Source organism: Allobosea sp. (assembly GCF_048595345.1).
GTDB lineage: Bacteria > Pseudomonadota > Alphaproteobacteria > Rhizobiales > Beijerinckiaceae > Allobosea.
The window spans coordinates 22,011-46,424 of record NZ_JBMDWH010000043.1; the positions used below are offsets into that span (position 1 = coordinate 22,011).

Here is a 24,414-nt window from a genome sequence, read left to right on the forward strand (position 1 = left end):
TCCGCATACGGGAGAAGACCAATGACGACACGCAGGGATCTGGCAGGCCTCATCGGCGTCGGCGCGGCGGCCGCCGGTGCGCTCACTCTCGCCTCCGGCGGTGCGAAGGCACAGGCCCAGGGGCAGAACACCTTCGACCGCATTATCGCCAACAAGAAGATGCGCCTCGGCGCCGTGACGTCGAGCGCGCCTTGGTTCGTCAAGGACGCTGCCACCGGCAAATGGGGCGGCCATTTCTACACGATCGGCTCCGCGCTGGCGAAGGACATGGATGTCGAGCTCGAACTCGTCGAGACCACCTGGGGCAACGCCGTGCTCGATCTCCAGTCCGACAAGATCGACATCATGTTCGGCTTGAACCCGACGCCGAAGCGGGCCATGGCGGTGGATTTCTCCAACCCGGCCTATGACAGCGCGCTCGTCGTCATCGGCAAGCCCGGCTTCGAGCCCAAGAGCTGGGCCGACATGAACAAGCCCGAGGTCAAGATCTCGGTCGATCTCGGCTCGGCGCACGATCAGATCGCGACTCTGCTCTGCCCCAAGGCCCAGATCACCCGCTTCAAGACCATCAACGAGGCGATGCTGGCGCTGAAGACCGGCCGCGTCGATGCGCAGTGCATCTTCTGGATGGGCGGCGTGCGCGCCGTGAAGGCCGACCCCAGCCTCGGCAAGGTCATCGTGCCGCAGCCCTTCTTCGGCTCGACCTCCAATGCCGCCGTCCGCCGCGAGGCCGACAAGACCTGGCTGTTCTTCGTCAACACCTGGATCGGCTATGCCCGCGGCCTCGGCCTGGTGCGCAGCGCCGTGGTCGAGAGCCTTGAGCAGGTCGGCGTGAAGCCGGAAGATATTCCGGCCGGCATCACGCTCTGACGTCGCCGGGACGGCCCTCCGCGCCGTGCGCGGGGGGCCGACCGGCTCTCACGCTTCCTCCGCAGCGCCGCATGTCCGGCGGCAGGGTTCGGCATGTCCTACACTTGGAACTTCGACATCGTCTGGGGTTATCGCTGGATCCTGCTGAACGGGACGGCGGTCACCATCGGGCTCACCATCGCGGTGATCGTGCTGGGGCTCGCGGTCGGGCTCGTTGCCGGCATCGCCCAACTTTCGCGCTCGCCCGTGCTGCGCTGGGCGTCCTGGGCCTATATCGAGATGTTCCGGCTGACGCCGCTGCTCGTGCTGCTGCTGTGGTTCTACTACGCGCTGCCGATCGTCACCGGCATCAAGCTCGATGCGCTGACGGCATCCATCGTGACGCTGACGCTTTACGGCGGCTCGTTCTATGCCGAGATCATCCGCGGCGGCATCGTCTCGATCGATCCCGGCCAGTCGGAGGCCGGCATGGCGCTGGGCATGACGCCGGCCAAGGTGATGCGCCGCATCGTGCTCCCGCAGGCGATCAAGCGGATGATCCCGCCGCTGATGAACCAGTCGATCATCCAGTTCAAGAACACTTCGCTCGTCTCGGTGCTGGCCGTGCCGGACCTGCTCTATCAGGGCCAGGTCGCGGCGATGGACACCTATCGCGCGCTCGAGGTCTATACGGTCGTCGCCGCGATCTACGTGATCGTGCTGCTGCCGCTCACCGCCATCGTCAAGCGCGCCGAAAAGCGCCTGGCGCAGAGCAATTGAGGAGGCCGCGATGAGCTACAAGATCGAGGTCTCCGGACTGCGCAAGAGCTTCGGCGCGCTGACCGTGCTGCGCGACATCAACGTCGCCGTCGAGCCAGGCCAGGTGGTGGCTCTGATCGGCCCGTCCGGCTCCGGCAAGTCGACGCTGCTGCGCTGTCTCAACCTGCTGGTGATGCCCGATGGCGGCAAGATCCGCATCGGCGATGACAGCTTCGCCTTCGGCGATTCTTCGAAGATGCCGGGCACGAAGGAGCAGGCGCGCTTTCGCTCCAATACCGGCATGGTTTTCCAGCACTTCAATCTGTTCCCGCATATGACGGTCGTTCAGAACGTCATGGAAGGCCCCGTCTCGGTGAAGGGCATGGCGAAGGCAAAGGCCGAGGAGTTGGCCCGGAAGCTTCTTGCGAAGGTCGGACTGAGCGACAAGGCCGAGGTGTTCCCCAACAGGCTGTCCGGCGGCCAGAAGCAGCGGGTTGCCATTGCACGCGCCCTGGCGATGGAGCCGGAGGTGATGCTCTTCGACGAGGCGACATCGGCGCTCGACCCAGAACTGGTCGGCGAGGTCCTTGGTGTGATGCGCAATCTCGCGGCCGAGGGCATGACCATGATCATCGTCACCCATGAGATCGGCTTCGCGCGTGAGGTCGCCGATCGCGTTCTGTTCATGCGCGATGGCGTCATCGTCGAGGAAGGGCCGGCGCGCGAGGTCATCGGCGCGCCGAAGCAGGAGGCGACCCGGGCTTTCCTCAGCCACTTCCACAACCGCGGCTGAGACGTTTCGACGATGCCGGCAGTACGGCCCGCTTTCGCCCACATTCTCAATGTCGCCGATGCACGTCGCGCTGCGGCTCGGCGGCTCCCCAAAGGGCTCTTCGCCTATGTCGACCGCGGCAGCGAGGACGAGACGGGGATCACGCTGAACCGGAAGGAACTCGATGCTGTCAGGCTGGCGCCGAAGGTCCTCGTCGATGTGTCCGACATCTCGACCCGCGCCAGCATCCTAGGACACGAGCAGCCGCTTCCCCTCGTGGTCGCGCCGACGGCGGTCGCGGGCCTGCTGTGGCATGATGGCGAGATCGCGCTGGCGCAGGCGGCCGCAAAGGCCGGCATCCCCTTCTGTGTCTCGACGCAGTCGATCACGCCGATCGAGCGCATCGCGGAATCGGGTGCGCGGCTCTGGTTCCAGCTCTATGTGTGGAAGAACCGGCAGCGCATGCTCGGCCTGCTCGACAGGGCCTGGGCGGCAGGCGCTGAGACCCTGGTGCTGACGGTCGATACGGCCGTCACCCCCAACCGCGAATACAATCTTCGCAACGGCTTCGGCATTCCGTTGAGGGCGTCCTGGCGGGCAGGGCTCGACGTTGCCTTGCATCCGCGCTGGGCGACCGGCGTGATGCTGAAGGCCGTGATGAACGGCGGCGTGCCGAGCTATGCGCATTATCCGGAGGCGTTCCGCTCGAAGCTCGGTCGCGATGCGCTCTCGGATGAGGTGGCGCTCGCACGGGACGTGACTTGGCAGGATATCGCTTTGCTGCGGCGACATTGGCGCGGGAAACTCGTGCTCAAGGGCATTTTGCGTGTGGACGATGCGCGGATGGCCGCCGAGCACGGCTGCGATGCGATCGTCGTCTCCAATCACGGAGCCCGCAATCTCGATTGCGCCCTCGGGCCGACGCAAATTCTGCCGGGCATCGCGGAGGCCGTCGGAGGGCGCGTCGAAATCTTGGCCGATAGCGGCGTCAGGCGCGGGGCAGACATCGCGCGCTTCATGGCCTTGGGGGCCAACGGCGTCATGATCGGCCGCGCTCCCTTGTTCGGCCTTGCGATTGGAGGCAGCGAGGGAGCCTCGCGCGTGATCGACGTTCTGTCGTCTGAGCTGCGGACCACGATGGGGTTCCTGGGCACTCCCGAAGTGTCGCGACTGCGCGAAACCCTCTCTTGAGCTGAAGGCTCGAGATATTCACGTGACAGGTTCCGACTGACGGCCGCCGTCGATGGCCCGACTCGGAGATCTGGCCTGCGTGGAGGGACAGGCCGGGATGCGCCACCAACTCCACGGCTGCAGCCTTTTCGGCCTCGCGCGCCGGGGCCTGATCGCTCATCGGACCATCGGGATGGGCCTGGGCTTCAATGACCGTTCGTCATGGTCGAGACCGTACATTCGCCATTTCAGCGTCCACCGCCGAACGGCGCTGACAACGTTTCGAGAGGCTGCCTCCGTCCTGGGGTCCATGAGACATCGGGGATCGCTGCCCCTGTGTGCAGGAGAGACGAACACTGCAATGATTTTAGAGCCTGCCGCAGAATACGGGTTCGCGGTGTGCGCGTTCGGAAACCCAGCCGTCGCACCTCGAGGCGACAGTAGCCGCAGAGGCCAGGTTCGCAGTGGCAGCCGAACGCATCGGACGGGCCTTGACGGATCTCGGAACAAATGAAGCCCGCAAGCGTAGGCCCATGGATGGCTCGCCGCCTGATGCGGGCCGGGCATGGTCCCGGGGGGCGGATTTCGAGTGCCAGACCAAAGCGTCATACCGTATTGCGGGATCGCACCGGTGCCGTCGAACATCACCGGCAGCTGGAATCTCGACCCTCTTCTGATGATCATCCTCGCCGCCGCATGTCTTGCCGGCGGAGGTCTGATCCGTTCACGCCGGCGGGCGTGGCTCGCGGCCATGGGCGTCCTGGCCGTCATCTTCATCTCGCCGCTCTGCGCGCTGGCTTCCGCCCTGTTTGCAGCACGCGGCTTCCATCATCTGACGCTCGTGGCGATCGCAGCCCCGATGATCGCATATGCGTTGCCTGCGCTGCAGGCGCCGTCGGCTTTGGCCGCGCTGGCCGCATCGACGGCCGTGCTGTGGCTCTGGCATTGGCCGACGCTCTACACGGCCGTCTTCGGAAGCAATCTGCTCTACTGGACACTACAGCTGGCCTTGCTCGTCAGCTTCGTCTGGTTCTGGCGCGCGGTGATGTCACCGCGAACGTCGCCCTTGACGGCGCTGATGGCGATCGCTGCGGGGGCCGGGCAGATGGGGCTCCTGGGAGCGCTGCTGACGCTCGCGCCCAAGCCCCTCTATGAGGTGCACGGGCTGGCGTCCCTGCCCTGGGGGCTCGATCCACTGACCGATCAGCAACTGGCCGGGCTGCTGATGTGGGTCCCCGCCTTCTTCATCTATGGGGCCTATGCCCTGCTGGCAGTCCGGCGGCTTGACCGGACGGTGCTCGAATGATCGCCTGGCTCAAATTCCTTCACATTGCCACCCTCCTGCTCTGGTGTGGCGGTCTCCTGATCCTGCCGCTGCTGCTGGCGCGCGCCGACAATCCCGTGCGGGCCGGCGAGGCGGCGCGCATGCGAATCTTCGCGCATTTCGCCTATAACTTCTGCGTCAGCCCGGCAGCCGTCCTCGCCACGCTCGCGGGCGGGAGCCTAATCTTCGCCCGCTGGCTGTTCGAGCCCTGGATGTTCGCCAAGCTGACGCTGATCGGCGGGCTGATCGTGCTGCATACCTATGTCGGTCATTGCGTCGCGCGGCTGGGCGAGGAGGGCTATGTCCGCCCTGCCGTGCCGCCGCCTCTGCTGCTGGCCGCCGGGCTCGCGATCATGGCCGCCATCCTCGTGACCGTGCTCGCCAAGCCGCATTTGGGTGCCGACCTGATGCCCGACTGGTTGCGCCAGCCCCTCAACCGTCAGCTTTTGCTGCCCCCGGCGCCGAGCCGGTAGTCGAAGACGAGCTTTCCGCCATGCCAGCCCGTCAGCCCGGTGAAACCGGCGCACAGCACCGAGAGCAGGATGCCGAACGGCAGCACGGCTTCCTCGTAGCCGCCCAGCCGGTGGCCGAAATTCGCGCCGAGCATGCTGAGCAGCGCAACCGCGATGACGAAATGCGTCCAGCTCGGCGGGCGGGTGCGGATGCCTGGCACCATCAGCAGTTCGACGGTGCCGGAGAGGCCCGCGAGCAGGCCGATCAGAAAGGCCGCCCCGATCGCCCAGAGCGCGGCGCGCGCCCAGAACACGTCCCCGGTCCACCAGTAGAACAGGTCGGCGCCCAGCGTGCACATCGTCAGCGAGATGGGGAACGCCACCAGCATCGCATGGATCGGGTGGCCCGCCACGGCGACGCGGGTATCGGTATCGCTCAGCACCTTTTCAGCATGCAGCGGATCGAGCGCCTCGTCGCTGTCGGGACGCGAGGGGCTCATCGGGTCGCCCCCGGTCTCGCGGCCGGCGTCGCGGCAAGCGGCTGCAGCGGAAAGCTCTCGGTGCTCGATCCCGCCGGCCCGGCGGCGGAGAGCATCCTGACGCTGATGGCCATGCTGCTCGGGCTCTCGATCCTGTCCTTCGTCGTCATCTTCGGGTTGTTCCTTCTGGCCTGGCGTCGCCGCCGCGGGCGTGAGCCGTCGCTGCGCCTGTTCCTCGTCGGTGGCGGGCTCGTCTTTCCGCTGATCCTGCTGAGCGTCGCCACGGTCTATGCGGTCGTGCTCGGCGAGCGCATCACCGGCGCCCGCGAAGTGCCGGCCCTGAGCGTCGAGGCGCAGGCCCGGCAATGGCGCTGGGAGTTTACCCGCCAGGGCGCGGGAGGTTCCGTGACGCGCCCCGACGTGCTCGATATCCCGGCGGGGCTCAGCGTCGAGGTCTTCGTCACCAGCGCCGATGTCATACACAGCTTCTGGGTGCCGCGGCTCGGCGGCAAGATCGACGCCATTCCCGGCAGCCGCAACCGCATCCTTCTGCGCGCCGACGCGCCGGGGCGTTATGGCGGCGTCTGCGCCGAGTTCTGCGGCACCGGCCACACGCAGATGGGCTTCACCGTCGTGGCCCATGACTCGGCCGCCTGGGCGCAGATCGAGCAGGGTGGAACGCCATGAGCGCGATCAAGCTGCATGGCGAGCTCGATGCGATCTGGGGTGTCCCGCGCGGCTGGCGCGGCGTGCTGACCAGCGTCAACCACAGCGATCTCGGCATCCGCTTCATGGTCGCGGCTTGTGTCTACTTCGCCATTGGCGGCGTGCTCGCCATGCTGATCCGGGCGCAACTGGCGACGCCGCGCTCGGCCTTCGTCGGGCCGGAGATCTACAACCAGATCTTCACCATGCATGGCAGCCTGATGATGTTCATGTTCGCGATCCCCTTCTTCGAGGGGCTGGCGATGTACATGCTGCCGAAGCTGCTGGGCTCGCGCGACCTCGCCTTTCCGCGCCTCTCCGGATTTGGCTGGTGGTGCTATCTCTTCGGCGGCCTGATCCTGCTCGCGGCGATGGCGTTGGGGCTGGCGCCGGATGGCGGCTGGTTCATGTATACGCCGCTGGCGTCACGGACCTACACGCCCGGGATCAATGCCGATGTCTGGCTGCTCGGCGTCACCTTCGTCGAGATCTCGGCGGTCTGCGCCTCGATCGAGATCACCGTCACCGTGCTGAAGCTGCGCGCGCCGGGCATGTCGCTCGGCAAGATGCCGATCTTCGCCTGGTACATCCTCGTCACGGCGCTGATGATGGTGGTGGGCTTTCCGCCCCTGATCCTGGCCTCGACCTTGCTCGAAGTGGAGCGCGCCTTCGACTGGCCGTTCTTCGACCCGGCGCGCGGCGGCCATCCGCTGCTCTGGCAGCACCTGTTCTGGCTGTTCGGCCATCCGGAGGTCTATATCATCTTTCTGCCCGCGGCCGGCGTCGTCTCGACGGTTCTACCGGTCATGGTCCGCCATCCGCTGGTCGGCTATGGCTGGATCGTGGGTTCGATCCTCGTGCTCGGCTTCTTCAGCTTCGGGCTCTGGGTCCACCACATGTTCGCGACCGGGATTCCCCATCTCGCGCTCTCCCTGTTCTCGGCTGCGTCGGCACTGGTGGCGGTGCCCACCGTGGTGCAGCTGTTCGCCTGGCTCGCGACGATGTGGTCGGGCCGGCCGCAGCTGCACCTGCCGATGCTCTATATCGCCGGCTTCTTCTTCAACTTCCTGATCGGGGGGCTGACCGGCGTGATGCTCGCCATGGTGCCGCTGAACTGGCAGGTGCACGACACTGCCTTCGTCACCGCCCATCTGCATTACGTGCTGATCGGCGGCTTCATCTTCCCGATGCTGGCGGGGCTGCATTATTGGCTGCCGAGGATGATCGCGCGTCGTAGCCACCCGCTTCTCGGGAAACTCGCCTTCTGGCTGACCTTCTCCGGCTTCAATCTGACCTTCCTGGTGATGCATCTGACCGGTCTGCTCGGCATGCCGCGCCGGGTCTCGACCTACGAGCCTGGGCTCGGCTGGGACTGGCCGAACCTCGTCTCCTCCTTCGGGTCCTTCGTCATGGCCTTCGGCATTGCGATCACCGTCATCGACGTCGCGCTCGCCGTCGCGTTCGGCAGGCGCGCCACGCGCAATCCCTGGCGGGCAGGGACACTGGAATGGGCGCTTCCGATTCCGGCGCCGAGCTATAACCTCGCCAGCCTGCCGCTGGTCGAAAGCCGCGATCCGCTCGACCGGCGCCATGCGCTCGCGCGCAGCCTCGCCCAGGGCGAGGGCTATCTTGGACGGGACCGCGACGGCCTGCGCGAGACGATCGGGGTGGAGCTCGTCTCGGGCAGGATCAGCGAGATCGTGATCCTGCCCGGCAATTCATGGCTGCCGATCGTGACCGCCGCCGTCGCCGGCTGTTTCTTCCTGTCGCTGCTCTCCGGCTATTACTGGGGCGCGCCGCTCGCGCTGGCAGGCCTCGTTCTGCTGGTCTGGCGCTGGGCGGCGGGACTCGGCGCGCGGGCCGATCTCGGGGCCCTGCCGGTCGGGCGCGGCGAACAGGCCCCGCCGCATCATGAATCGCCGGAGGCGCCGGGCTGGTGGGGGAGCGTCTTCGCTCTGGTGACGGACGCGACTTTCTTCGCCTCGCTGCTCTTCGGCTACGCCTTCCTCGCAACCGTCGGCTCGGCCTGGCCGCCGCCCGTGGCGGCGCAGCCTTCGCTGGTCGCCGGGGTCCTCGTGCTGGCGGGCGTGTCCGCCGCCCTCCTCGCCGATCGCGCGGCGCTGGCGGCGGTCAGGGCAGAGCGGCCGCGCCGGGCACGAGCCGCCTATGCTGCCGCGGCGGTCGCCCTTTCGCTCGCGCTGCTGGCTCTCGGCGCCTTCGGATGGCTCGGACTGCCGAGCCCGCGAGCGCATGCCTATGGCGCCGTGGTCTGGGTGCTGCTCATCTATGGCGGGGTGCATGGCGCCCTGGCTCTTGGGATGATGGTCTTCGTCAGCCAGCGGCTGGCCCAAGGCTACGTCTCGCGCGTCCGCCTGCTCGAGCCCCGTGTGCTGCGGCTCTGGCTCGATTACGGTGCCCTGGCGATGATCGTGTCGCTGGCGGCCATCGCCTTGCCGGCGGGGGCGTCATGGCGGTGGTGAGGCCGATCCTCGCCGGGCTGCTGCTCTGGGCCGTGGGCTTCAACCTGCTCTACGCCGTCCATGGCCTTGGCTGCGGGCTCGGCTGGGGCGAACGTTCTGTGCTCGGCCCGTTCACGCTGCTCAACGCGGCGCTCGTTCCGCTCTGGTTGATGTGTCTCGCGCTCGGCGCGTTGTCCCTGCGCCGGGCGATACGGCTCCGCGCCGAGGGCGTCGAGCCGGCCCTGGGGGCGGCCGGGCTCGTCGGCGGCTGGGCCGGTCTCATGGGGCTCGTCGTGACCGGCGCGCCCGTCCTGCTGCCGGCGCACTGCCTCTGAAGCGCAGCCTTCGGGTCCGTTTGCGACCCCTGATCGCGGCTCGGAACCATCCCCGCCGGCACCGATTGGGTCTCGTGAGGAACGAAGGAGGACATGGATGGCCCGTCGCGCGCGCTACAAGCCCTATCTGCAACCAACCGGCGGATGGGGCTCGGTGAAGTCGCTCGGCCGGCATGTCCTGGGCCAGAATGCCCTCCACACGGCCCCGGGGCTGCTGAAGGACCACAACAAGCTGGGCGGCTATGCCTGCACGAGCTGCGCCTGGACCAAGCCGCGCAAGGCACATCTGGGCGAATTCTGCGAGAACGGCGCCAAGGCGACCTTCTGGGATCTGACGGCGCGTCGCACCACGCCCGACTTCTTTGCCCGCCACAGCGTCACCGAACTGCTCGGCTGGTCGGATTACGACCTCGAGAACGCCGGGCGGCTGACCCATCCGATGCGCTACGACCGCGCCTCGGATCGCTATGTCGAAGTGTCCTGGGCGGAGGCCTTCGTCGATATCGGGGCGAAGCTGAAGGGGTACGATCCCAAGTCGACGGTGTTCTACGCCTCTGGCCGGGCCTCTCTCGAAACCTCCTACATGTATCAGCTCTTCGCGCGGCTCTATGGGCACAACAACCTGCCCGACAGCTCGAACATGTGCCATGAAACCACCTCAGTGGCGCTGCCGCAGAGCATCGGGACGCCGGTCGGAACCGTGCTGCTCGACGATTTCGCCACGACGGACTGCATCCTCTCCTTCGGGCAGAATGTCGGCACCAATTCACCGCGGCTGCTGCATACGCTGCAGGAGGTGCGTGAGCGCGACGTGCCGATCATCGTCTTCAATCCGCTGCGCGAGCGCGGCTGGGAGGAGTTCGTCAACCCGCAGCGCCCTGGGCAGATGCTCACCAACGCCCCGACGCGGATCGCGACCCAGTATCACCAGCCGCGGGCCGGCGGCGACATCGCCGCCATGATGGGCATCGGCAAGGTGCTGCTCGCGCTCGACGACGCGGCCAAGGCAGCCGGGGGCGCGCGGGTGCTGGACGAGGCCTTCATCGCCGAGCACACGCAGGATTTCCCGGCCTTCGAGGCGAGGCTGCGCGAGACGGGCTGGGACGAGATCATCGCGGCCTCCGGCCTGCCGCGCGCCGCGATGGAGGCCGCCGCCGCGACCTATGCCAGGGCGACGGCCGCCATCGCCATCTATGGCATGGGGCTGACGCAGCACCGGCTCGGCGTCGACAGCGTCCAGATGCTGGTGAACCTGCTGCTGATGCGGGGGCAGATCGGCAAGCCCGGCGCCGGAATCTGCCCCGTGCGCGGGCATTCCAACGTCCAGGGGCAGCGCACCGTCGGCATCGCGGAGAAGGCCGAACTGGTTCCCCTCGACCGGTTGGCGCGGCAGTACCGTTTCGAGCCGCCGCGTGAGGACGGGTTGGCGACGGTCGAGGCCTGCGAGGCGATCGTCGCCGGCGAAATCCGCGCCTTCATCGGGCTCGGCGGCAATTTCGTGCGGGCCGTGCCGGAGCGCGAGCTGATGGAAGCGAAATGGGGCGGCATCGACCTCTCGGTCCAGATCGCCACCAAGCTCAATCGCTGCCATCTGATCACGGGCCGGACCAGCTACCTGCTGCCCACCCTGGTGCGCTCCGAGATCGACAGCCAGGCGAGCGGCCCGCAGATCGTGACGATCGAGGATTCCACCACCTGCATCCACGCTTCGCGGGGCAAATGGAAGCCGGCCGCCAATACGCTGCTTTCCGAGCCGCGTATCGTGGCCGAACTCGCCAAGGCGACGCTCCCTCCCAATCCGCACGTGCCCTGGGACGAGTGGGTCGCCGATTACGGAAAGATCCGCGACGCGATCGAGGCCACCTATCCGGACCAGTTCGAACGGTTCAACGAGCGGCTCGACACGCCCGGTGGTTTTCCGCGGCCCGTCGCGGCGCGGGACCGGCGCTGGGAGACCGAGAGCGGCAAGGCGAATTTCAAGCTGCCCAAGGGCCTTTCCGCCAGTTTCGACGACGGCCGGGACCATACCGTGCTGCGGCTCATCACCTTGCGCTCGAACGACCAGTTCAACACCACCGTCTATGGCTATGACGACCGCCTGCGGGGCATTCACGGCTCTCGGATGGTCGTGATGATGAATGCAGACGATCGTATCCGGTTCGGTATCGCCGAAAAGGGCAGGGCGCGGCTGACGACCGCCGTCGATGACGGCATGCTGCGCTCGATGGGCGGGTTCGAGGTCGTCGATTACGACATCCCCGCCGGCACCTGTGCCGCGTATTTCCCGGAATGCAACGCGCTCCTGCCGCTCTGGCAGTTCGCCGAGGAGAGCAAGACGCCGGCCGCGAAATCGATCCCCGTCCGGATCTCTGCGGAATGAGCGGCGCGCGCCCCGCCCCCGGCGTCCCGGCGCCCCCGGAGCTGAAGGACAAGGTGTTCGATGCCTTGGCCCAAAAATCCGAACTGCCCTTGCGCGCGATGATCGTGCTGGGGCTGCTCGCCGGCGCCTATATCGGCTTCGGCGGCCTGTTCGCCATCATCGCACTGACCGGCGCGGAGTCCTTGCCTTACGGCTTCGCCCAGATCATCGCCGGGCTCGTCTTCGCAACGGGGCTGGGCCTTGTGATCATCGCCGGGGCTGAGCTGTTCACCGGCAACACGATGATGATCGCGGGCGCAATGGCAGGGCGGATCGCGATGCCGCGGGCATTCAGGGCTCTTGCCATTGTCTATCTCGCCAATCTCGCCGGCTCGCTGATGCTGGCCGCCCTGGCCTATGCTGCCGGCCTTCACGAGGCGCGCGGCGGGGCGGTCGGTCGCGCCGCTGTCGATCTCGCAAGGGGAAAGACCGAGGCGGGCTTCCTCGCCACGCTCGCGAGCGGCGTCCTGGCGAACATGCTGGTTTGCCTCGCCGTGTGGTGCGCCTATGCTGGAGAGACGGTCACGGAGAAACTTGCCGGCCTCGTCCTGCCGGTGGCTGCCTTCGTGGCAGCGGGGCTCGAGCACTCCGTCGCCAATATGTTTCTGCTGCCCTATGCTTGGCTGGTCCAGGCAGTTCCATCGCCGGGGGAGCCCGCGATCACGACAGCCGCCATCGTCGGCAATCTCCTTCCCGCCACGCTGGGCAACATCGTGGGCGGCGCAGTCATCGCGGCGAGTTACCTCGCTGCCTTTGGAGAGCGGGCCGCCACATCTGAGTCAGCGCCCGGTCAGGGCCAAACCTGAACGATCCCCGTTCCTAAGGCCAAGCTGACGATGGAGCTCATTCCAGCCTCGGGGAACGTGCCGATCGGGGTCTATCGTTGCGATCTACACGCACCGCGAGGCGCCACCGCGGACATCGGATGACTGCCAAAAAAAGCGGACATTCCTTGCCGGACCATGCGAACTGCTCCGTGGCCCATCAGTTCGCGCCGGAATCGGGGTTATCAGGTCAGCCTGCGGGCAAATTGTCCGGGTGCGCATCCGTTATGCCTTCGGAACGCGGTGCTGAACGCGCTTGCCGAGTCATACCCGATGTCGTCTGCAATCCGTTCGAGCGACTTGGCGCCCTGCGCGAGGGCATCTTTCGCAATCGCCATGCGCCAGCGGGCCACATACTCGATCGGCGCGCATCCGAGAGCTTCGCTGAAACGAGCGGAAAATGCCGATCTCGACATACCGGCAACTCCGGCGAGGCCGGCTACCGTCCAATTGGCGCGAATATCGGCGTGGATGGCTTTCAAGGCGCGGGCCAGCGCAGGGTCCTGCTGGCCGCGAAGAAATCCTGCAGGTACTTGGCGGTCCGCCCCCTGCCAGCGCAGCGCTTCGACAAGCAGCACCTCCAGCATGCGGTGAATGACCATTTCCTTGCCTGGATGCTCGGCCGTGCACTCCTCCGAGAGCAGCTCGATCAGCCGCCTGAACCGCGTCGAGCGACCATCCGATGCAGGGATGAAGATCAGCTTGGGCAACAAGACCAAGAGGAGCGGGCTGTTGACCCGCTCGAAGGTGAAGCTGCCTCCCAGGGCCACGAAGTCAGGCTCGCCATCCTGCTCGCCATGCCGAACGGCTTCATTGAGAGGAGCGGCAGGCTCGCAAGATACGCCCTCTCCGCTGCTGAGAGTAAACGCCGGTGTTTTGGGTAGAAGGAGAAAGTCGCCCCGAGACAGCCGAAGCGGTTCGCATCCATCGATCGCCAAACGAGCTTCGCCTGCAAGGATGATCATGAAGCCTGGCGCGTCGAAAGCGTCGTAACGCACGCCCCATCGACCTTTGGCCGAAATCGGCTTCGAAATCGCCGCCGCTGGGCGCAGCAGCGAGACGATCGTGCTCAGGGGATCCATTCTTGGACGATCGATAACAATTCACGGATTTGCAATTATGGATAGTCCTGAACGCCTTGTCTACCTGTCCGTCATCCCCGTTCAGGAGACAAGCAATGACCAAGACGATCCTCATCACCGGTACCTCGTCGGGCTATGGCAAGGCCATCGCGGAGCACTTTCTGGCAAACGGATGGAACGTCATCGCCACGATGCGGCGCCCCGAGATGGCGTGCTTCGACGGCGATACGAGCCGGTTGCGCGTAATCCCGCTCGATGTGACGCGGGAGGAGAGCATCGCCCAGGCGGTCGAGGCCGCTGGCCCTCTCGATGTTCTCGTGAACAATGCCGGGGTCGGCGGGGTCGGCGCCTTCGAAGTGATGCCGATGTCCCTGATCAGGGCGCTGATCGAGACGAACACCATCGGCGTCATGGCCATGTGCCAGGCCGTCATCCCTCAGATGCGGGCGCGCCGTTCGGGTGTGATCGTCAACGTCACGTCCAGTGTCACGCTCGCCGCGTTGCCGCTCGCAGCTGCGTACACCGCAAGCAAGCAGGCGATCGAAGGATTTACCGGGTCGCTGGCCCATGAGCTTGCGTACTTCGATATCGCCGCGAAGCTGGTCGAGCCGGGCTATGCACCGACTACCCGGTTCGGCGCGAATGCCATCGTGCCCGTCGAACGACTGCTCCCGGGCGAGTATGCCGACTTCGCGAATCCAATCATGGAGGCCTTCGCCAAGCCGGCGTTGACCACCACAGAATCGGACGTCGCGGACGCCGTGTGGGCCGCCATTCACGACAGGGGGGGTCGGCTGCGTTTCCCAGCTGGGCCTGACGCCATCGCATTGGCCAGCGCGCGCTGAGCGCTCTCGGGCCGACAGCGGAAAGCCAGCGCGCCGTGACAGCCAGCTATGGCCGTCGGCGGAGGAAGGCAGCAGGCAGACGTCGGAAGCTCCGCCAGTCGCGCACCTCGCTCAAAGGTGATGGGCGACCTGCGTCGACAGCTGCCGTTCGAGGACTGCCGAGAAGCGGACATCGCAAGGCGCCCGCGGGCTCAAGCCAACTGTCGCTCATCGCGGGCGCCAACGGACGGCACTGGCGTCCGTTGGAGCACTCCTCGTGGTGAAACACTGGCTTGAGCGCGTCAGCATAACGCGAGTCACTTTGGATCGCGGTGCTGAACAGAGCGGATGAACAGGCAAGACCGCCTGGCGAGCCGGCGAAACAGCCGATCATCGCCCGGCTTCAGGCGCTTAACCAGCGCGGCTCCTGATGTCGAACAGACGCCCCCATCGTCGGCCTCGCCCATCGAGCGCGCCGATTGAGGAAAGGGCATGCCAGATCGCGAGCGTCGTGGAATCAAGGATAGGGATACCCAATTCGCGCTCGAGCCCGTCGACGACATAGGCCGCCGGCATGTTGGTGCACCAGCTCAGGATCGCATCGGGCCGTGAGGCGGCAACCTGGCGCGTCATCGCGGCAATGGCCTCGTCCGGCATGGCGGCAAAGTCGAGATTATCGGCGATATCCGCATGCGCCTCCGCCACGATCGCCAGGCCCTCCGCCTGGAAACGGCCGAGCAGCCGCTCTTGATAGGCCCGGCCATAAGGAGAGATCACGGCGATGCGGTTCGCACCGAAATGCGGAAGAGCGGCCTGCAGGGCGACCGTCGAGGTTGTCGCCGGAATCCCGCACTCGCCGGTGATCCTGGCGCAGAGTGCATCGTCGGCGGGAAAGCCGAGATTGGCCCCCTTGCTGCCGTTCCAGACGATGATGTCGGGCTTGGCATGCGCCAGCAGGCGCGCGGCTGCGAGCATGCCGTCCCAGTCGTAGTCGTCCGGGAAGAGATCCTTGCTGCCGAAGACCGGCGTGCGGGAGAAGTGCCCCGAGACCTCCGGAAAATCGGAGAGAATCGCCGTGGTCACACGCTCCACGACAAGGTTGGCCGAGGGCGTGATCACGCCGATCGCCTTCTGGTACTCCGGCCGCAGGGATGGGAGAGGGTGCGCCATCACACCGCTTCGTCGCGCAGCAGGCGATTGCGATCGCCGGCCCAGCGGGCGAGCACCTCGCTGCCGGCGGTGATCTCGGTGTTCATCGCATCGGCAAGATCGTTCTGGCGCACCGCAACCAGCCGCTCTCCGCCCGGTCGGCGCAGATGGAACTGCGTGTTCGCGCCGTGATAGATGACCTGCTCGACGACGGTTCGGCTGCTGTCGGGCGAACCTTCGGCCGCGCCGAGCGGCTCGATCCGGATCGATTCCGGCCTGACCGCGATCAATGCCCGGCCCTCGGCCGGCGGCGTGCCGTCCAGCGACAGCCTCACCCCGTCCTGCGTCGTGACGAGATAGCCGCCGGCCTCCCGCCGCGTCACCGGCCCGCTGAAGAAGTTGGAGGTGCCGATGAAGCTCGCGACGAAACGCGTCGCAGGCCGCTCGTAGATTTCGCGCGGCGGCCCGATCTGCTCGATCCGGCCGTTGTTCATCACGGCGATGCTGTCGGAGAGGGTCATCGCCTCGTCCTGGTCATGCGTCACCATCAGCGTCGTGATGCCGAGCTGCCTCTGGAGCTGGCGCATCTCGACTTGCATGCTCTCGCGAAGCTTCTTGTCGAGCGCTCCGAAGGGTTCGTCCAGCAGCAGGACCGAGGGCTCGACCACCAGAGCCCGTGCGAGCCCCACCCGCTGCTGCTGTCCACCCGAGAGCTGGTGCGGCAGCCGATCGGCGAAGGCGCTCATCTGCACCATGGTCAGGCTATCCGCGACGCGCCTCGCGATCTCCGCCGGCGGGACCTTCCGCATCTCGAGGCCGAAGGCGAGGTTGCGGGCGACGCTCAGATGCGGAAACAGCGCGTAGTTCTGGAAGAGCATGCCGATGTTGCGGCGGTGGACCGGCGTGCCCGTCATCGAACGGCCGCCGATCCGGATCTCGCCGGCCGAGGGCTCGATCAGCCCCGCGATCATCCGCATGATCGTGGTCTTGCCGCAGCCGGAGGGGCCGAGCAGCGACAGGACATGGCCCGGCTCGATGGTGAAGCTCGCGCCCTTGACGGCGAGCATCGAGCCGTAGCTCTTGCGGAGATCCTCGACGGCGATCTCCGCCGGTTGCGCGCGTGTCCCGGCCATGATCGTCAGGCCGTGAAGATCTGGCCGAGCTTCTCGATCCAGTCCGAGCGCACGGCGTTCACATGTGCCCAGTCCGGGCTGAACAGGCCGAGCTCGTCCATCTTGCTGTCGGGATAGGCCAGCAGCCCCGCGATCTGCGGCTTGAACGACAGGCCACTGACGGCCGGGGCAGCGAGAGCGGCCTCGGCCAGCCCCTGCTGGACGGCGGGGTCGAGCATGCGATTCATGAAGGCGGCGCCCAGATCCTGAGCGGGCGCATTCTTCACGAGAACCTGGCAGTTCACGCCGGCGAAGGCTCCTTCCTTGGGGAAGCACATCTCGATCGGCGCGCCCTTCATCTTGTAGGGGTAGACGTATTTCGAGTATTCCGGCCCGCCGATCGATCCCTGGCCCTGCGCGACCAGCAGCGCCGCATCATCTGTGCTGTAGAGGTTCAGCACATTGGGCTTGAGTTCGGCGAGTTTCGGCCAGGCCGCGTCGGCAAGATATTGCGCTTCCTTGTAGGGCTTGCCGGTGGCGATGGCCGCCGCCGCAATGACCATGAAGACGCTGGGCGTCGTCTTGGTGCCGACCATCGAGAATTTCCGGGCGAAACGCGGATTCCACAGCTCGGCATAGCTCTCCAGCGGCTTGGTCGCCTGCGGATTGTAGAACAGCCCGGCCGAGGAGACGGCGAGCGCGACGCCGTAGCCGTCATTGTAGATGAAGCGCGGATAGACCTTGCCGAGGTTCGGCATCTTGTCCTTGGGCAGCGCGGCGATCAGGTCCTCGCGCTTGGCGATCTCGACGCCGAGATCGTCGATGAACATCACCGTAAATTTCGGGGCGGCCTTGGCTGCCCGCAGCAGGCCGATCTGGCCGAGGGTGGAGCCCTGCTGGGCCTCGACCTTGCAGTCGAACTCCTTCTCGAAGGCCGGCAGCACGTTGCGGCGGATGAACTCGCCCTGGGTGCCGCCCCAGATGCCGATCTGCATGGTCTGGCCGGCGGCCCAGGCATTCCTGACGAAGAAGGTCGGAGCGGCGATGCCGGCGGCCGCGGCCTTGAGCAAGGTGCGGCGGCTGAGTGCAGTGGTCGAGTTCCGGGTCACGGCGATGTCCTTGCGAGGGGCGGGAAGCGGCGGAGGTCGGCGGAAGGCGTCGTCAGAAGCTCATGGCGCGGCGCAGGCCGGCGATCTTTTCCAGCAGCAGCACCATCAGGAGAGAGAAGAAGATCATCAGCGCGGCGATGGCGGCGATGCCGGGGTCGAACATCCGGCTGATCAGCGAGATCATCATCATCGGGAGCGGCACATGGCCGGCGTCGAACAGCCACATCGAGACCGCGTAGTTGTCGAAGGAGGTGACGAAGGCGAAGAGCGCCCCGGCGATCAGCCCGGGCATGATCTGCGGCCGCGTGATGCGCCAGAAGGCGGTCAGCCGGCCGGCGCCGAGCGTCCGTGCCGCTTCCTCGATGGCTGGATCGACCGTGACGAGGCTGGCCGAGACGGTTCTCACCACATAGGGCGTCGTGACCAGCACATGCCCGATCAGGAGGTTGAGAAAGGCGTTCTGCGAGCCGAGCGAGGTGAACAGCCGCAGGAGCGCGATGCCGGTGACCAGCGTCGGGAAGATCAGCGGCGCGAGCACGAGCCCCTGCACCAGCGCCTTGCCCGGAAAGGAGAGGCGCACCAGCCCGACCGCCGTCGGCGTGCCCAGCAGCACGGCGCCGAGCGCGGCGGAGGCGCTGAGCATCACGCTGAACCGGAAGGACGAGGTGAAGTCGGGCTCGTCCAGCACCTTCGCATACCATTCCAGCGTGAAGCCCTGCGGCGGGAAGGTGACGAAGGGCGTGTCGGACACCGACAGCACGATCGGCAGGACCAGCGGCAGCATCAGGAAGACCATGATGACGGCCGTCAGCGCGTAGATCAGGGGCGCGGCGCGGCCCAGCCCGGTCTCGGACATCACGCGGCCCCCTTCGCGCGGGTTGGGACGCGGCGCTCGATCAGGGCCATGTAGCCGAGGTTGATCGCCATCACGATCACGACCATCACGGTCGCGATCGCCGCACCGAAGGGCCAGTCGAACACGGTGAGGATCTGCTCCTCGACCAGCGTGCCCAGCATCTTCGTGAAGCTTCCACCCAGCAGCGAGGGCAGGATGAAGGAGCTCGCGGTCAGAGAGAAGACGAGCGTGCAGCCGGCGCCGAGCCCCGGAAGGCTGAGCGGAAGCGTGACCCAGCGGAAGACGGCGAGGCTATCGCCGCCCAACGTACGCGCGGCGTCCTCGACGGCGGGGTCGATCCGGCCGATCGCGGCGGCGAGCGGCAGCACCATCATCGGCAGGAAGACCTGGACGGAGCCGATCACCACCGCCCAGTCGCTGTAGAGCAGTTCGACAGGGCCGAGGCCGAGAAAGGACAGAAGCCAGTTGAGCACGCCGCCCGGCCCATTGGCCAGGATGACGCGCCAGCCATAGGCGCGCACCACGACATTCACGAGCAGAGGCGCGATCACCAGCATCGTGATGATGCGCCCCAGGATGGCCGGCCCCCGCGCGATCACCAGGGCCAGCGGATAGGCCAGCAGCACCGCGCCGATCGTGGTCAGCAGACTGATCCGCAGCGTGGTCAGCAGCACGCCGCGATAGAGATCGACGGTGGCGAGGCGGATATAGTTTGCCAGTGTCGGCAAGGTCGTCAGGCTGCCGTCCGGCAACTGCTTGAGGAAGCTGAATCGCAGCATGAGCCCGACGGGCAGGACGAAGACGAGCAGGAAGAACAGAATGGCGGGGCCGAGCAGCGCGAGGGCCGGCAGCCAGCCGCGTGCCTGTCGGCCTTCCCGGCGGGCCGGTGAGCGCGGCTCCAGAGGCGTGCTGATCGCCATGGGCTTCCCTCGGAGACAAGGATCGCGGGCATGCCGCACCATTCATGTCGATAATCAACAATATGATTGTCGACAAAACAATGCTGCTGTCGCTCCAAATGTTGGCATTCAGCGATACAAAAACAGGCAGTCGCTCGACAATTGCGCTTTGCACCCTTAGGCAAAGCATGATTCATCTGCGACGCGCAGACGGGACGGACTGAACACCGATGAGCGACCAGGACGACGAGCGGGACGAGGCCGGGGACGACGTCATCTATGCCCGGATCCACGACGCCATCGCTGCGCAGGAACTCCCGCCGGGCACGCGCCTGCGCGAGGACGAGATGCGCCAGATCTTCGGCGTCAGCCGCGCGCGCATCCGCAAGGTGTTCTCGCGGCTCGCCCATGCCGGCCTCGTCACGATCGAGCCCAACAAGGGGGCTTCCGTTTTCCAGCCGACGCCGCAGGAAGCGCGCGAAATCTTCGCCGCGCGGCGCGGAATCGAGGCCACGATCGCGAGGCTGCTGGCCGGCCGGCTGACGAAGCGCGACGTTGCCTCGCTCAAGCGCCATATCGCGCTCGAAGTCGAGGCCGAGGCGGCGCGGAATTGGCGCGAGATGGTACGGCTCTCGGGCGAGTTCCATCTGATCCTGGCGGAGATCGCCGGCAATTCGATCCTGCTGCGCTTCCTGCGCGAGCTGATCACCCGGGAGGCGCTCGTCATCCTGGTCTATGAGCGGCCAGGGCAGCCGAGCTGCTCGCATCACGAGCACAGCCTCATCCTCGAGGCCCTGTCCTCGGCGGATCCCGAACGGGCCGTCAAGCTGATGGACGAGCATCTCGGCAATGTCGAAGACCGCCTCGACCTCGATCGCAACAGCCGCAAGGTGGTCGACCTTGGAACGCTGTTCGCGCCGGGCAAGGGCTGATAGGAGGTCCGGCCGGGCTCTCGTCGCCCGGCTTCAGGCGACGAGCGACGGATCGGCCAGGCTTGCGGCGGCGATCTCGCCCGGCGTGCAGAACCAGACATCCTCGCTGCGGGAGACGAGGTGCTGCAGCGCGCGGGTGAGGCTGCGCAGGCGGAAGGGCTGCCCCGAGATGAAGGAGTGGACCACGATGCTCATCACCAGCGCCTGGTCGCGGGAGGCGGCGAGCAGCTCCTCGAATTCGTCCACGATCATATCGGCGAAATCGGCCGCGGAGGCATTCCGGCCGATGATGGTCGAGCTGTCGTTGATCTCGGCGGCATAGGGAATCGAGAGTAGCGGGCCGGCTTCGGTCCGCAGCCAGACCGGCTGGTCGTCCATCCGCAGGTCGAGCAGGTATCCGAAGCCGGCGCGGCGGAGATTGGCGAGCGTCGTCGGGCTGTGCGCGAGCCAGGGGCTGGACCAGCCGCCGGGAGCACACCCCTCATGGGCGATGATGTCGGCGCGCACGCGGTTCAGATAAGCGAGTTCGTCGTCGCAACCGAGCGTCGCCAGCGTGTCGGAATTGACGATGCCATGCGCGACGATCTCGGCGCCGGCCTTGCGGGCATGGTCGGTCATCGCCGGCGCGGTCTGGTAAACGCCGGTATTCAGCAGGAGCGTCGGGCGGATGCCCATCCCGCCCAGGCGGTCGATGAGCCGGAAGCCCCCCACCCGATTGCCGTAATCGCGCCAGGCGGTGTTGACCAGATCGGGCTTCGGGGCGCCGGGCAGCAGATCCTCGGTGAGACCCTCGCCGAAGGAATATTCCTCGACGCCGAGTGCGACATAGACGGCGAGGCGCCGCCCGCCGGGCCAGGCCGAGCGCGGCCGGGCGACGATCGCGGAATCGTCGTACCAGGGCTGTCTCAGCATGTTCGGGCCCTCGGCTCGTCGAGCCGCCGCATCAGGCCGACATCGACCGCGGCGGCGCGCTCGTACATCGCGTCGTAATAGGGGAGGAAGCGGTCCATCTCGCGCGCTGCGGCTTCGAGCGCGGCGCGGCGGCCGGCGAAGACCTCTCGCGCCTCGGCCAGGATCGCGGTCTCATTGACGGAGGTGACGACGCCATTCTCGGCGACGATGGCTCCCGCGACGATCGTCATGCGGACAGAATGGCCATTCTCGCAATGGACGAGCTGGCGGCTGACGTCGTTGAGCGGCGTGAAGGCCGGGGTTTCGAGGTCGAGCAGGATCAGATCGGCCAGCTGCCCTGGGGCGATCGCCCCCAATTCGCCCGACAGCCCCATTGCTCGCGCCCCGCCGCCGATCGCGCAGTCGAGGATCTCCTTCGCCTGCGGCCAGCGCCTGTAGTCGCTGCCCGTCAGGTTGTGGATCATGCCGGCCGTCTTGATCACCGACCACATATTGACGGCGTCGTCGGTGATGGCCTCGTCGACGCCGAGGCAGATCGGAATGCCGCGATCACGCATGGCCCGGAACGGCATGACCCCGCTGCCGAGCCTGAGATTGCTGACGGGATTATGGGCTACGACCGCGCCCGACGCCGCCAGCAGATCGAGATCGTCGTTATCGACCCAGATGGCGTGAATGACGTTGAGCCGATCGCTCAGCAGGCCGAGATCGTGGACGTAGCGGACCAGCGAGCGGCCGCCGAGGCGCTCATGGCCGAAGACCCGCTGCAGCTTGGTTTCCAGCATATGGGCGTAGAGCGGCAGGCCGTGCTCGCGGCTGAGCTCGTCGAGGGCATGAAAATACGCCGGCGTCACCCGCTGCGGCGCCGAGCAGGAGAGGGCGGCCCTGATCCGCCCGTCCATTGCGCCGTGCCAGCGCGTGATGAGGTGGTCGTAGAGCTTCAGAAGGTCGGGACCCTGCAGGGCCGGCGGGCGCGACAGGATCTTGCCGATATCCTCGGGCACGATGTCGCTGAGGAAAGGCAGCTTGCGAAGCTCGGCGACCTCCGGCTCGTCGAGCGCGACCGTCGCCCTGATCCCGGCATCGGCATAGGCCTGGCAGACCGCGTCGATGATCTCGGGCGTCGGCCGCGGGACCAGGAAACAATCATCCTGGACCGCGGTCGTGCCGGTCTTCAGCATCTCGATCGCACCGAGCAGCGTGCGCAGATAGGCCTCGCGCGGCGTCGGGGCGAGCACCTCGAGCGCCGGCGACTCGTAGAGCATGAAGATTTCGAGCGGCAGGCCGGGCAGCCGGCCCTTCATGTGGTTCACCGAGGAGTGGAAATGCGCGTTGACGAGGCCCGGCATCAGCAGGCGGCCCGTGCCGTCGACGATCCGGGCCTCGGCCGGCGCCGCGATCGTCGGGCCGACCGCCGCGATGCGCCGGTCCCTCACGAGGACGTCGACCGGTCCTGCAACGGCGCCCTCGGCTGCAGGATCGTAGACGCTCACCCCGCGGAAGAGGATGGGCTGGGGCGCCGCGATCATACGCCGACCTCCTGCAAGGTGCGCTTGAGCTCGGAGCGACGGGCGGAGCCCGAGCGATGTTCCAGCCAGCGAACGAGCGCGGCGAGCAGCAGATTGACGATCAGATAAAGGATCGCGACGACCAGATAGATCTCCAGCGGCGCGAAGGTGACTGAGACGGCGATCTGGCCCGAGCGCAGCAATTCGTCGATCGCGATCGTCGAGATCAGCGAGGTCGATTTCACCAGGCTGATCATCTCGTTGGCCATGGGCGGAAGCACCAGCGCCACCGCCTGGGGCAGTTCGATCCGCCAGAAGGTCTGGCGAGCGCTCATGCCCAGCGAGCGCGCCGCCTGGACATGCGGCCGCGGCACCGCCTCGATGCCCGCCCTGAAGATTTCGGCCAGATAGGCGCCGGCATTGATGCCGAGACCCAGGATGCCGGCTGTGGGCGCGCTGAGCTTCAGACCGACGGCCGGAAGGCCGTAATACAGGATGAAGAGTTGCAGCAGCAGCGGCGTGCCGCGGACCGCGTCGATATAGATGCGGGCGAGCCAGCCCAGCAGCGCATTGCGCGACAGCGAGCACACGGCGAAGACGAGGCCGATCACCAGCCCGAGCGTCAGCCCGCCGATCGTGAACAGCACGGTGACGCCCAGCCCCTGCAGCAAAGCCGGCAGCCATTCGAGGATGATCGAGAGGTCGAAGCGGGTCATCTGTCCTCACAGGACCTTTTCGAGGAAGGCGCGGGCGCGCGGATGCGAGGGCGCGGCGAAGAAGCGGTCGGGCGGCGCGATTTCGAGGATCTGGCCTTCGTCCATGAAGACGATCCGGTGCGCGACCTCGCGGGCGAAGGCCATCTCATGCGTGACCAGCACCATCGTCATCCCCTCCTCGGCGAGAGACTTGATGACGTCGAGCACCTCGCGCACCGTCTCGGGATCCAGTGCGGAGGTCACCTCGTCGAGCAGCATGATCTTCGGGTTCATCGCCAGCGAGCGGGCGATCGCGACCCGCTGCTGCTGCCCGCCGGAGAGCGTCGTCGGGGAGGCGTCCTGCTTGGCGAGCAGACCGACGCGCTCCAGCAGCCGGCGTGCGGTCTCGATGGCGGCGGCGCGGGGAAGCCGCCGGACCAGCATCGGCGCCTCGATGATGTTCTCCAGCACCGTCCTGTGCGGCCAGAGATTGAATTGCTGGAAGACCATGCCGATCTCGGCGCGCTGGCGGTTGAGCTCTGCTTCCGGCAGTCGCCGGCGCCCGCGCGAGACGTCCTCCCGATACCCGAGCCGGCGCCCGTCGATGAAGATGTCGCCGGTCGTCGGGGCCTCGAGGAAGTTCAGACAGCGCAGCACGGTGCTCTTCCCCGAGCCGCTCGGGCCGATGATGGCGACGACTTCCTTTTCCTCGACGCTGAGATCGACGCCCTTCAGGATCTCCAGTTCGCCGAACCGTTTGGTCAGGCCCTCGATCGCGATCATCGCCAT

24 protein-coding genes are annotated in these 24,414 nt (G+C 66.7%); 13 read left to right on the forward strand and 11 right to left on the reverse strand.

Going from position 1 to position 24,414, the window contains the following annotated elements; genetic code table 11:
* Window positions 1–21 precede the first annotated feature (21 nt).
* From ACOJTB_RS05085 to ACOJTB_RS05110, 6 genes are all read left to right on the forward strand, one after another.
* The gene (locus ACOJTB_RS05085) at window positions 22–870 is read left to right on the forward strand and encodes a transporter substrate-binding domain-containing protein (RefSeq protein WP_420101435.1); all 849 of its coding nucleotides are present in this window, start codon (window positions 22–24) and stop codon (window positions 868–870) included.
* 93 nt (window positions 871–963) lie between these two features.
* Entirely contained in the window at window positions 964–1,629 is a 666-nt protein-coding gene (locus ACOJTB_RS05090) for an amino acid ABC transporter permease (protein ID WP_420101436.1), read from the forward strand.
* 10 nt (window positions 1,630–1,639) lie between these two features.
* Window positions 1,640–2,401, forward strand: coding sequence for an amino acid ABC transporter ATP-binding protein (locus ACOJTB_RS05095; protein WP_420101437.1), 762 nt, complete (start codon window positions 1,640–1,642; stop codon window positions 2,399–2,401).
* Window positions 2,402–2,413: 12 nt separating this feature from the next.
* Window positions 2,414–3,571 carry an alpha-hydroxy acid oxidase gene (locus ACOJTB_RS05100; RefSeq protein WP_420101438.1) on the forward strand — a complete coding sequence of 386 codons (1,158 nt, stop codon included), beginning with the start codon at window positions 2,414–2,416 and terminating at the stop codon, window positions 3,569–3,571.
* A 610-nt stretch (window positions 3,572–4,181) separates the two neighbouring features.
* A complete protein-coding gene (locus tag ACOJTB_RS05105; protein ID WP_420101439.1) occupies window positions 4,182–4,856 on the forward strand; it encodes a cytochrome c oxidase assembly protein in 675 nt (224 codons plus the stop codon).
* On the forward strand, window positions 4,853–5,347 hold the full coding sequence (locus ACOJTB_RS05110; RefSeq protein WP_420101440.1) for a CopD family protein: 495 nt from the start codon (window positions 4,853–4,855) through the stop codon (window positions 5,345–5,347). Before ACOJTB_RS05105 ends, ACOJTB_RS05110 begins: the two co-directional genes overlap by 4 nt.
* Here ACOJTB_RS05110 and ACOJTB_RS05115 read toward each other — a convergent pair.
* Complete coding sequence (locus ACOJTB_RS05115; RefSeq protein ID WP_420101441.1) at window positions 5,314–5,826, reverse strand: DUF2231 domain-containing protein; 513 nt, start codon at window positions 5,824–5,826, stop codon at window positions 5,314–5,316. The genes ACOJTB_RS05110 and ACOJTB_RS05115 overlap by 34 nt on opposite strands.
* 60 nt (window positions 5,827–5,886) lie before the next feature.
* On the opposite strand from ACOJTB_RS05115, the gene coxB reads away from it, so the two are divergent.
* From coxB to ACOJTB_RS05140, 5 genes are all read left to right on the forward strand, one after another.
* On the forward strand, window positions 5,887–6,492 hold the full coding sequence (gene coxB, locus ACOJTB_RS05120; protein ID WP_420101442.1) for a cytochrome c oxidase subunit II: 606 nt from the start codon (window positions 5,887–5,889) through the stop codon (window positions 6,490–6,492).
* Window positions 6,489–8,990 carry a cytochrome c oxidase subunit I gene (gene ctaD / locus ACOJTB_RS05125; RefSeq protein WP_420101443.1) on the forward strand — a complete coding sequence of 834 codons (2,502 nt, stop codon included), beginning with the start codon at window positions 6,489–6,491 and terminating at the stop codon, window positions 8,988–8,990. The genes coxB and ctaD overlap by 4 nt, the downstream gene beginning before the upstream one ends.
* Window positions 8,978–9,304 (forward strand): hypothetical protein, encoded by a 327-nt coding sequence (locus tag ACOJTB_RS05130; protein WP_420101444.1) that lies wholly within the window; start codon window positions 8,978–8,980, stop codon window positions 9,302–9,304. Before ctaD ends, ACOJTB_RS05130 begins: the two co-directional genes overlap by 13 nt.
* A gap of 97 nt (window positions 9,305–9,401) precedes the next feature.
* Window positions 9,402–11,684 (forward strand): FdhF/YdeP family oxidoreductase, encoded by a 2,283-nt coding sequence (locus ACOJTB_RS05135; RefSeq protein ID WP_420101445.1) that lies wholly within the window; start codon window positions 9,402–9,404, stop codon window positions 11,682–11,684.
* Window positions 11,681–12,529 carry a formate/nitrite transporter family protein gene (locus ACOJTB_RS05140; protein WP_420101446.1) on the forward strand — a complete coding sequence of 283 codons (849 nt, stop codon included), beginning with the start codon at window positions 11,681–11,683 and terminating at the stop codon, window positions 12,527–12,529. Before ACOJTB_RS05135 ends, ACOJTB_RS05140 begins: the two co-directional genes overlap by 4 nt.
* A 203-nt stretch (window positions 12,530–12,732) precedes the next feature.
* Here ACOJTB_RS05140 and ACOJTB_RS05145 read toward each other — a convergent pair whose 3' ends face one another.
* The gene (locus tag ACOJTB_RS05145) at window positions 12,733–13,629 is read right to left on the reverse strand and encodes an AraC family transcriptional regulator (protein WP_420101447.1); all 897 of its coding nucleotides are present in this window, start codon (window positions 13,627–13,629) and stop codon (window positions 12,733–12,735) included.
* 95 nt (window positions 13,630–13,724) lie between these two features.
* On the opposite strand from ACOJTB_RS05145, the gene ACOJTB_RS05150 reads away from it, so the two are divergent.
* On the forward strand, window positions 13,725–14,474 hold the full coding sequence (locus ACOJTB_RS05150; RefSeq protein WP_420101448.1) for an SDR family oxidoreductase: 750 nt from the start codon (window positions 13,725–13,727) through the stop codon (window positions 14,472–14,474).
* A gap of 390 nt (window positions 14,475–14,864) precedes the next feature.
* On the opposite strand, the gene ACOJTB_RS05155 is transcribed toward ACOJTB_RS05150, so the two are convergent.
* The 5 genes from ACOJTB_RS05155 to ACOJTB_RS05175 are packed head-to-tail and all read right to left on the reverse strand — an operon-like array spanning window position 14,865 to window position 19,599.
* On the reverse strand, window positions 14,865–15,623 hold the full coding sequence (locus ACOJTB_RS05155) for a maleate cis-trans isomerase family protein (protein WP_420101449.1): 759 nt from the start codon (window positions 15,621–15,623) through the stop codon (window positions 14,865–14,867).
* Window positions 15,623–16,735: an ABC transporter ATP-binding protein gene (locus ACOJTB_RS05160; protein ID WP_420101450.1), complete on the reverse strand. Its 1,113-nt coding sequence runs from the start codon at window positions 16,733–16,735 to the stop codon at window positions 15,623–15,625. Before ACOJTB_RS05160 ends, ACOJTB_RS05155 begins: the two co-directional genes overlap by 1 nt.
* A 5-nt stretch (window positions 16,736–16,740) precedes the next feature.
* Window positions 16,741–17,823 (reverse strand): extracellular solute-binding protein, encoded by a 1,083-nt coding sequence (locus ACOJTB_RS05165; RefSeq protein ID WP_420101451.1) that lies wholly within the window; start codon window positions 17,821–17,823, stop codon window positions 16,741–16,743.
* Between the two features lie 52 nt (window positions 17,824–17,875).
* Window positions 17,876–18,679: an ABC transporter permease gene (locus tag ACOJTB_RS05170; RefSeq protein ID WP_420101452.1), complete on the reverse strand. Its 804-nt coding sequence runs from the start codon at window positions 18,677–18,679 to the stop codon at window positions 17,876–17,878.
* The gene (locus tag ACOJTB_RS05175; RefSeq protein WP_420101453.1) at window positions 18,679–19,599 is read right to left on the reverse strand and encodes an ABC transporter permease; all 921 of its coding nucleotides are present in this window, start codon (window positions 19,597–19,599) and stop codon (window positions 18,679–18,681) included. The genes ACOJTB_RS05170 and ACOJTB_RS05175 overlap by 1 nt, the downstream gene beginning before the upstream one ends.
* A 209-nt stretch (window positions 19,600–19,808) precedes the next feature.
* Here ACOJTB_RS05175 and ACOJTB_RS05180 point away from each other — a divergent pair, with 209 nt between their 5' ends.
* On the forward strand, window positions 19,809–20,510 hold the full coding sequence (locus tag ACOJTB_RS05180; protein WP_420101454.1) for a GntR family transcriptional regulator: 702 nt from the start codon (window positions 19,809–19,811) through the stop codon (window positions 20,508–20,510).
* 33 nt (window positions 20,511–20,543) lie between these two features.
* On the opposite strand, the gene ACOJTB_RS05185 is transcribed toward ACOJTB_RS05180, so the two are convergent.
* Genes ACOJTB_RS05185 through ACOJTB_RS05200 form a run of 4 tightly spaced genes read right to left on the reverse strand, consistent with a single transcriptional unit; the run spans window position 20,544 to window position 24,408 of the window.
* Window positions 20,544–21,422, reverse strand: coding sequence for a polysaccharide deacetylase family protein (locus ACOJTB_RS05185; RefSeq protein WP_420101455.1), 879 nt, complete (start codon window positions 21,420–21,422; stop codon window positions 20,544–20,546).
* On the reverse strand, window positions 21,416–22,951 hold the full coding sequence (locus ACOJTB_RS05190) for an amidohydrolase family protein (protein ID WP_420101456.1): 1,536 nt from the start codon (window positions 22,949–22,951) through the stop codon (window positions 21,416–21,418). The genes ACOJTB_RS05185 and ACOJTB_RS05190 overlap by 7 nt, the downstream gene beginning before the upstream one ends.
* A complete protein-coding gene (locus ACOJTB_RS05195) occupies window positions 22,948–23,646 on the reverse strand; it encodes an amino acid ABC transporter permease (protein WP_420101457.1) in 699 nt (232 codons plus the stop codon). Before ACOJTB_RS05195 ends, ACOJTB_RS05190 begins: the two co-directional genes overlap by 4 nt.
* A 6-nt stretch (window positions 23,647–23,652) precedes the next feature.
* The gene (locus tag ACOJTB_RS05200; RefSeq protein WP_420101470.1) at window positions 23,653–24,408 is read right to left on the reverse strand and encodes an amino acid ABC transporter ATP-binding protein; all 756 of its coding nucleotides are present in this window, start codon (window positions 24,406–24,408) and stop codon (window positions 23,653–23,655) included.
* Window positions 24,409–24,414 lie beyond the last annotated feature (6 nt).

Bases quoted from the DNA above. Each gene is read 5' to 3' on its own strand.
- ACOJTB_RS05175 (WP_420101453.1), bottom strand. From the start codon at position 19,599: ATGGCGATCAGCACGCCTCTGGAGCCGCGCTCACCGGCCCGCCGGGAA.
- ctaD (WP_420101443.1), top strand. From the start codon at position 6,489: ATGAGCGCGATCAAGCTGCATGGCGAGCTCGATGCGATCTGGGGTGTC.
- ACOJTB_RS05185 (WP_420101455.1), bottom strand. From the start codon at position 21,422: ATGCTGAGACAGCCCTGGTACGACGATTCCGCGATCGTCGCCCGGCCG.
- ACOJTB_RS05190 (WP_420101456.1), bottom strand. From the start codon at position 22,951: ATGATCGCGGCGCCCCAGCCCATCCTCTTCCGCGGGGTGAGCGTCTAC.
- ACOJTB_RS05090 (WP_420101436.1), top strand. From the start codon at position 964: ATGTCCTACACTTGGAACTTCGACATCGTCTGGGGTTATCGCTGGATC.
- ACOJTB_RS05150 (WP_420101448.1), top strand. From the start codon at position 13,725: ATGACCAAGACGATCCTCATCACCGGTACCTCGTCGGGCTATGGCAAG.
- ACOJTB_RS05155 (WP_420101449.1), bottom strand. From the start codon at position 15,623: ATGGCGCACCCTCTCCCATCCCTGCGGCCGGAGTACCAGAAGGCGATC.
- ACOJTB_RS05130 (WP_420101444.1), top strand. From the start codon at position 8,978: ATGGCGGTGGTGAGGCCGATCCTCGCCGGGCTGCTGCTCTGGGCCGTG.
- ACOJTB_RS05095 (WP_420101437.1), top strand. From the start codon at position 1,640: ATGAGCTACAAGATCGAGGTCTCCGGACTGCGCAAGAGCTTCGGCGCG.
- ACOJTB_RS05135 (WP_420101445.1), top strand. From the start codon at position 9,402: ATGGCCCGTCGCGCGCGCTACAAGCCCTATCTGCAACCAACCGGCGGA.
- ACOJTB_RS05140 (WP_420101446.1), top strand. From the start codon at position 11,681: ATGAGCGGCGCGCGCCCCGCCCCCGGCGTCCCGGCGCCCCCGGAGCTG.
- ACOJTB_RS05180 (WP_420101454.1), top strand. From the start codon at position 19,809: ATGAGCGACCAGGACGACGAGCGGGACGAGGCCGGGGACGACGTCATC.
- ACOJTB_RS05100 (WP_420101438.1), top strand. From the start codon at position 2,414: ATGCCGGCAGTACGGCCCGCTTTCGCCCACATTCTCAATGTCGCCGAT.
- ACOJTB_RS05200 (WP_420101470.1), bottom strand. From the start codon at position 24,408: ATGATCGCGATCGAGGGCCTGACCAAACGGTTCGGCGAACTGGAGATC.
- ACOJTB_RS05110 (WP_420101440.1), top strand. From the start codon at position 4,853: ATGATCGCCTGGCTCAAATTCCTTCACATTGCCACCCTCCTGCTCTGG.
- ACOJTB_RS05195 (WP_420101457.1), bottom strand. From the start codon at position 23,646: ATGACCCGCTTCGACCTCTCGATCATCCTCGAATGGCTGCCGGCTTTG.
- ACOJTB_RS05085 (WP_420101435.1), top strand. From the start codon at position 22: ATGACGACACGCAGGGATCTGGCAGGCCTCATCGGCGTCGGCGCGGCG.
- ACOJTB_RS05170 (WP_420101452.1), bottom strand. From the start codon at position 18,679: ATGTCCGAGACCGGGCTGGGCCGCGCCGCGCCCCTGATCTACGCGCTG.
- ACOJTB_RS05115 (WP_420101441.1), bottom strand. From the start codon at position 5,826: ATGAGCCCCTCGCGTCCCGACAGCGACGAGGCGCTCGATCCGCTGCAT.
- ACOJTB_RS05160 (WP_420101450.1), bottom strand. From the start codon at position 16,735: ATGGCCGGGACACGCGCGCAACCGGCGGAGATCGCCGTCGAGGATCTC.
- ACOJTB_RS05145 (WP_420101447.1), bottom strand. From the start codon at position 13,629: ATGGATCCCCTGAGCACGATCGTCTCGCTGCTGCGCCCAGCGGCGGCG.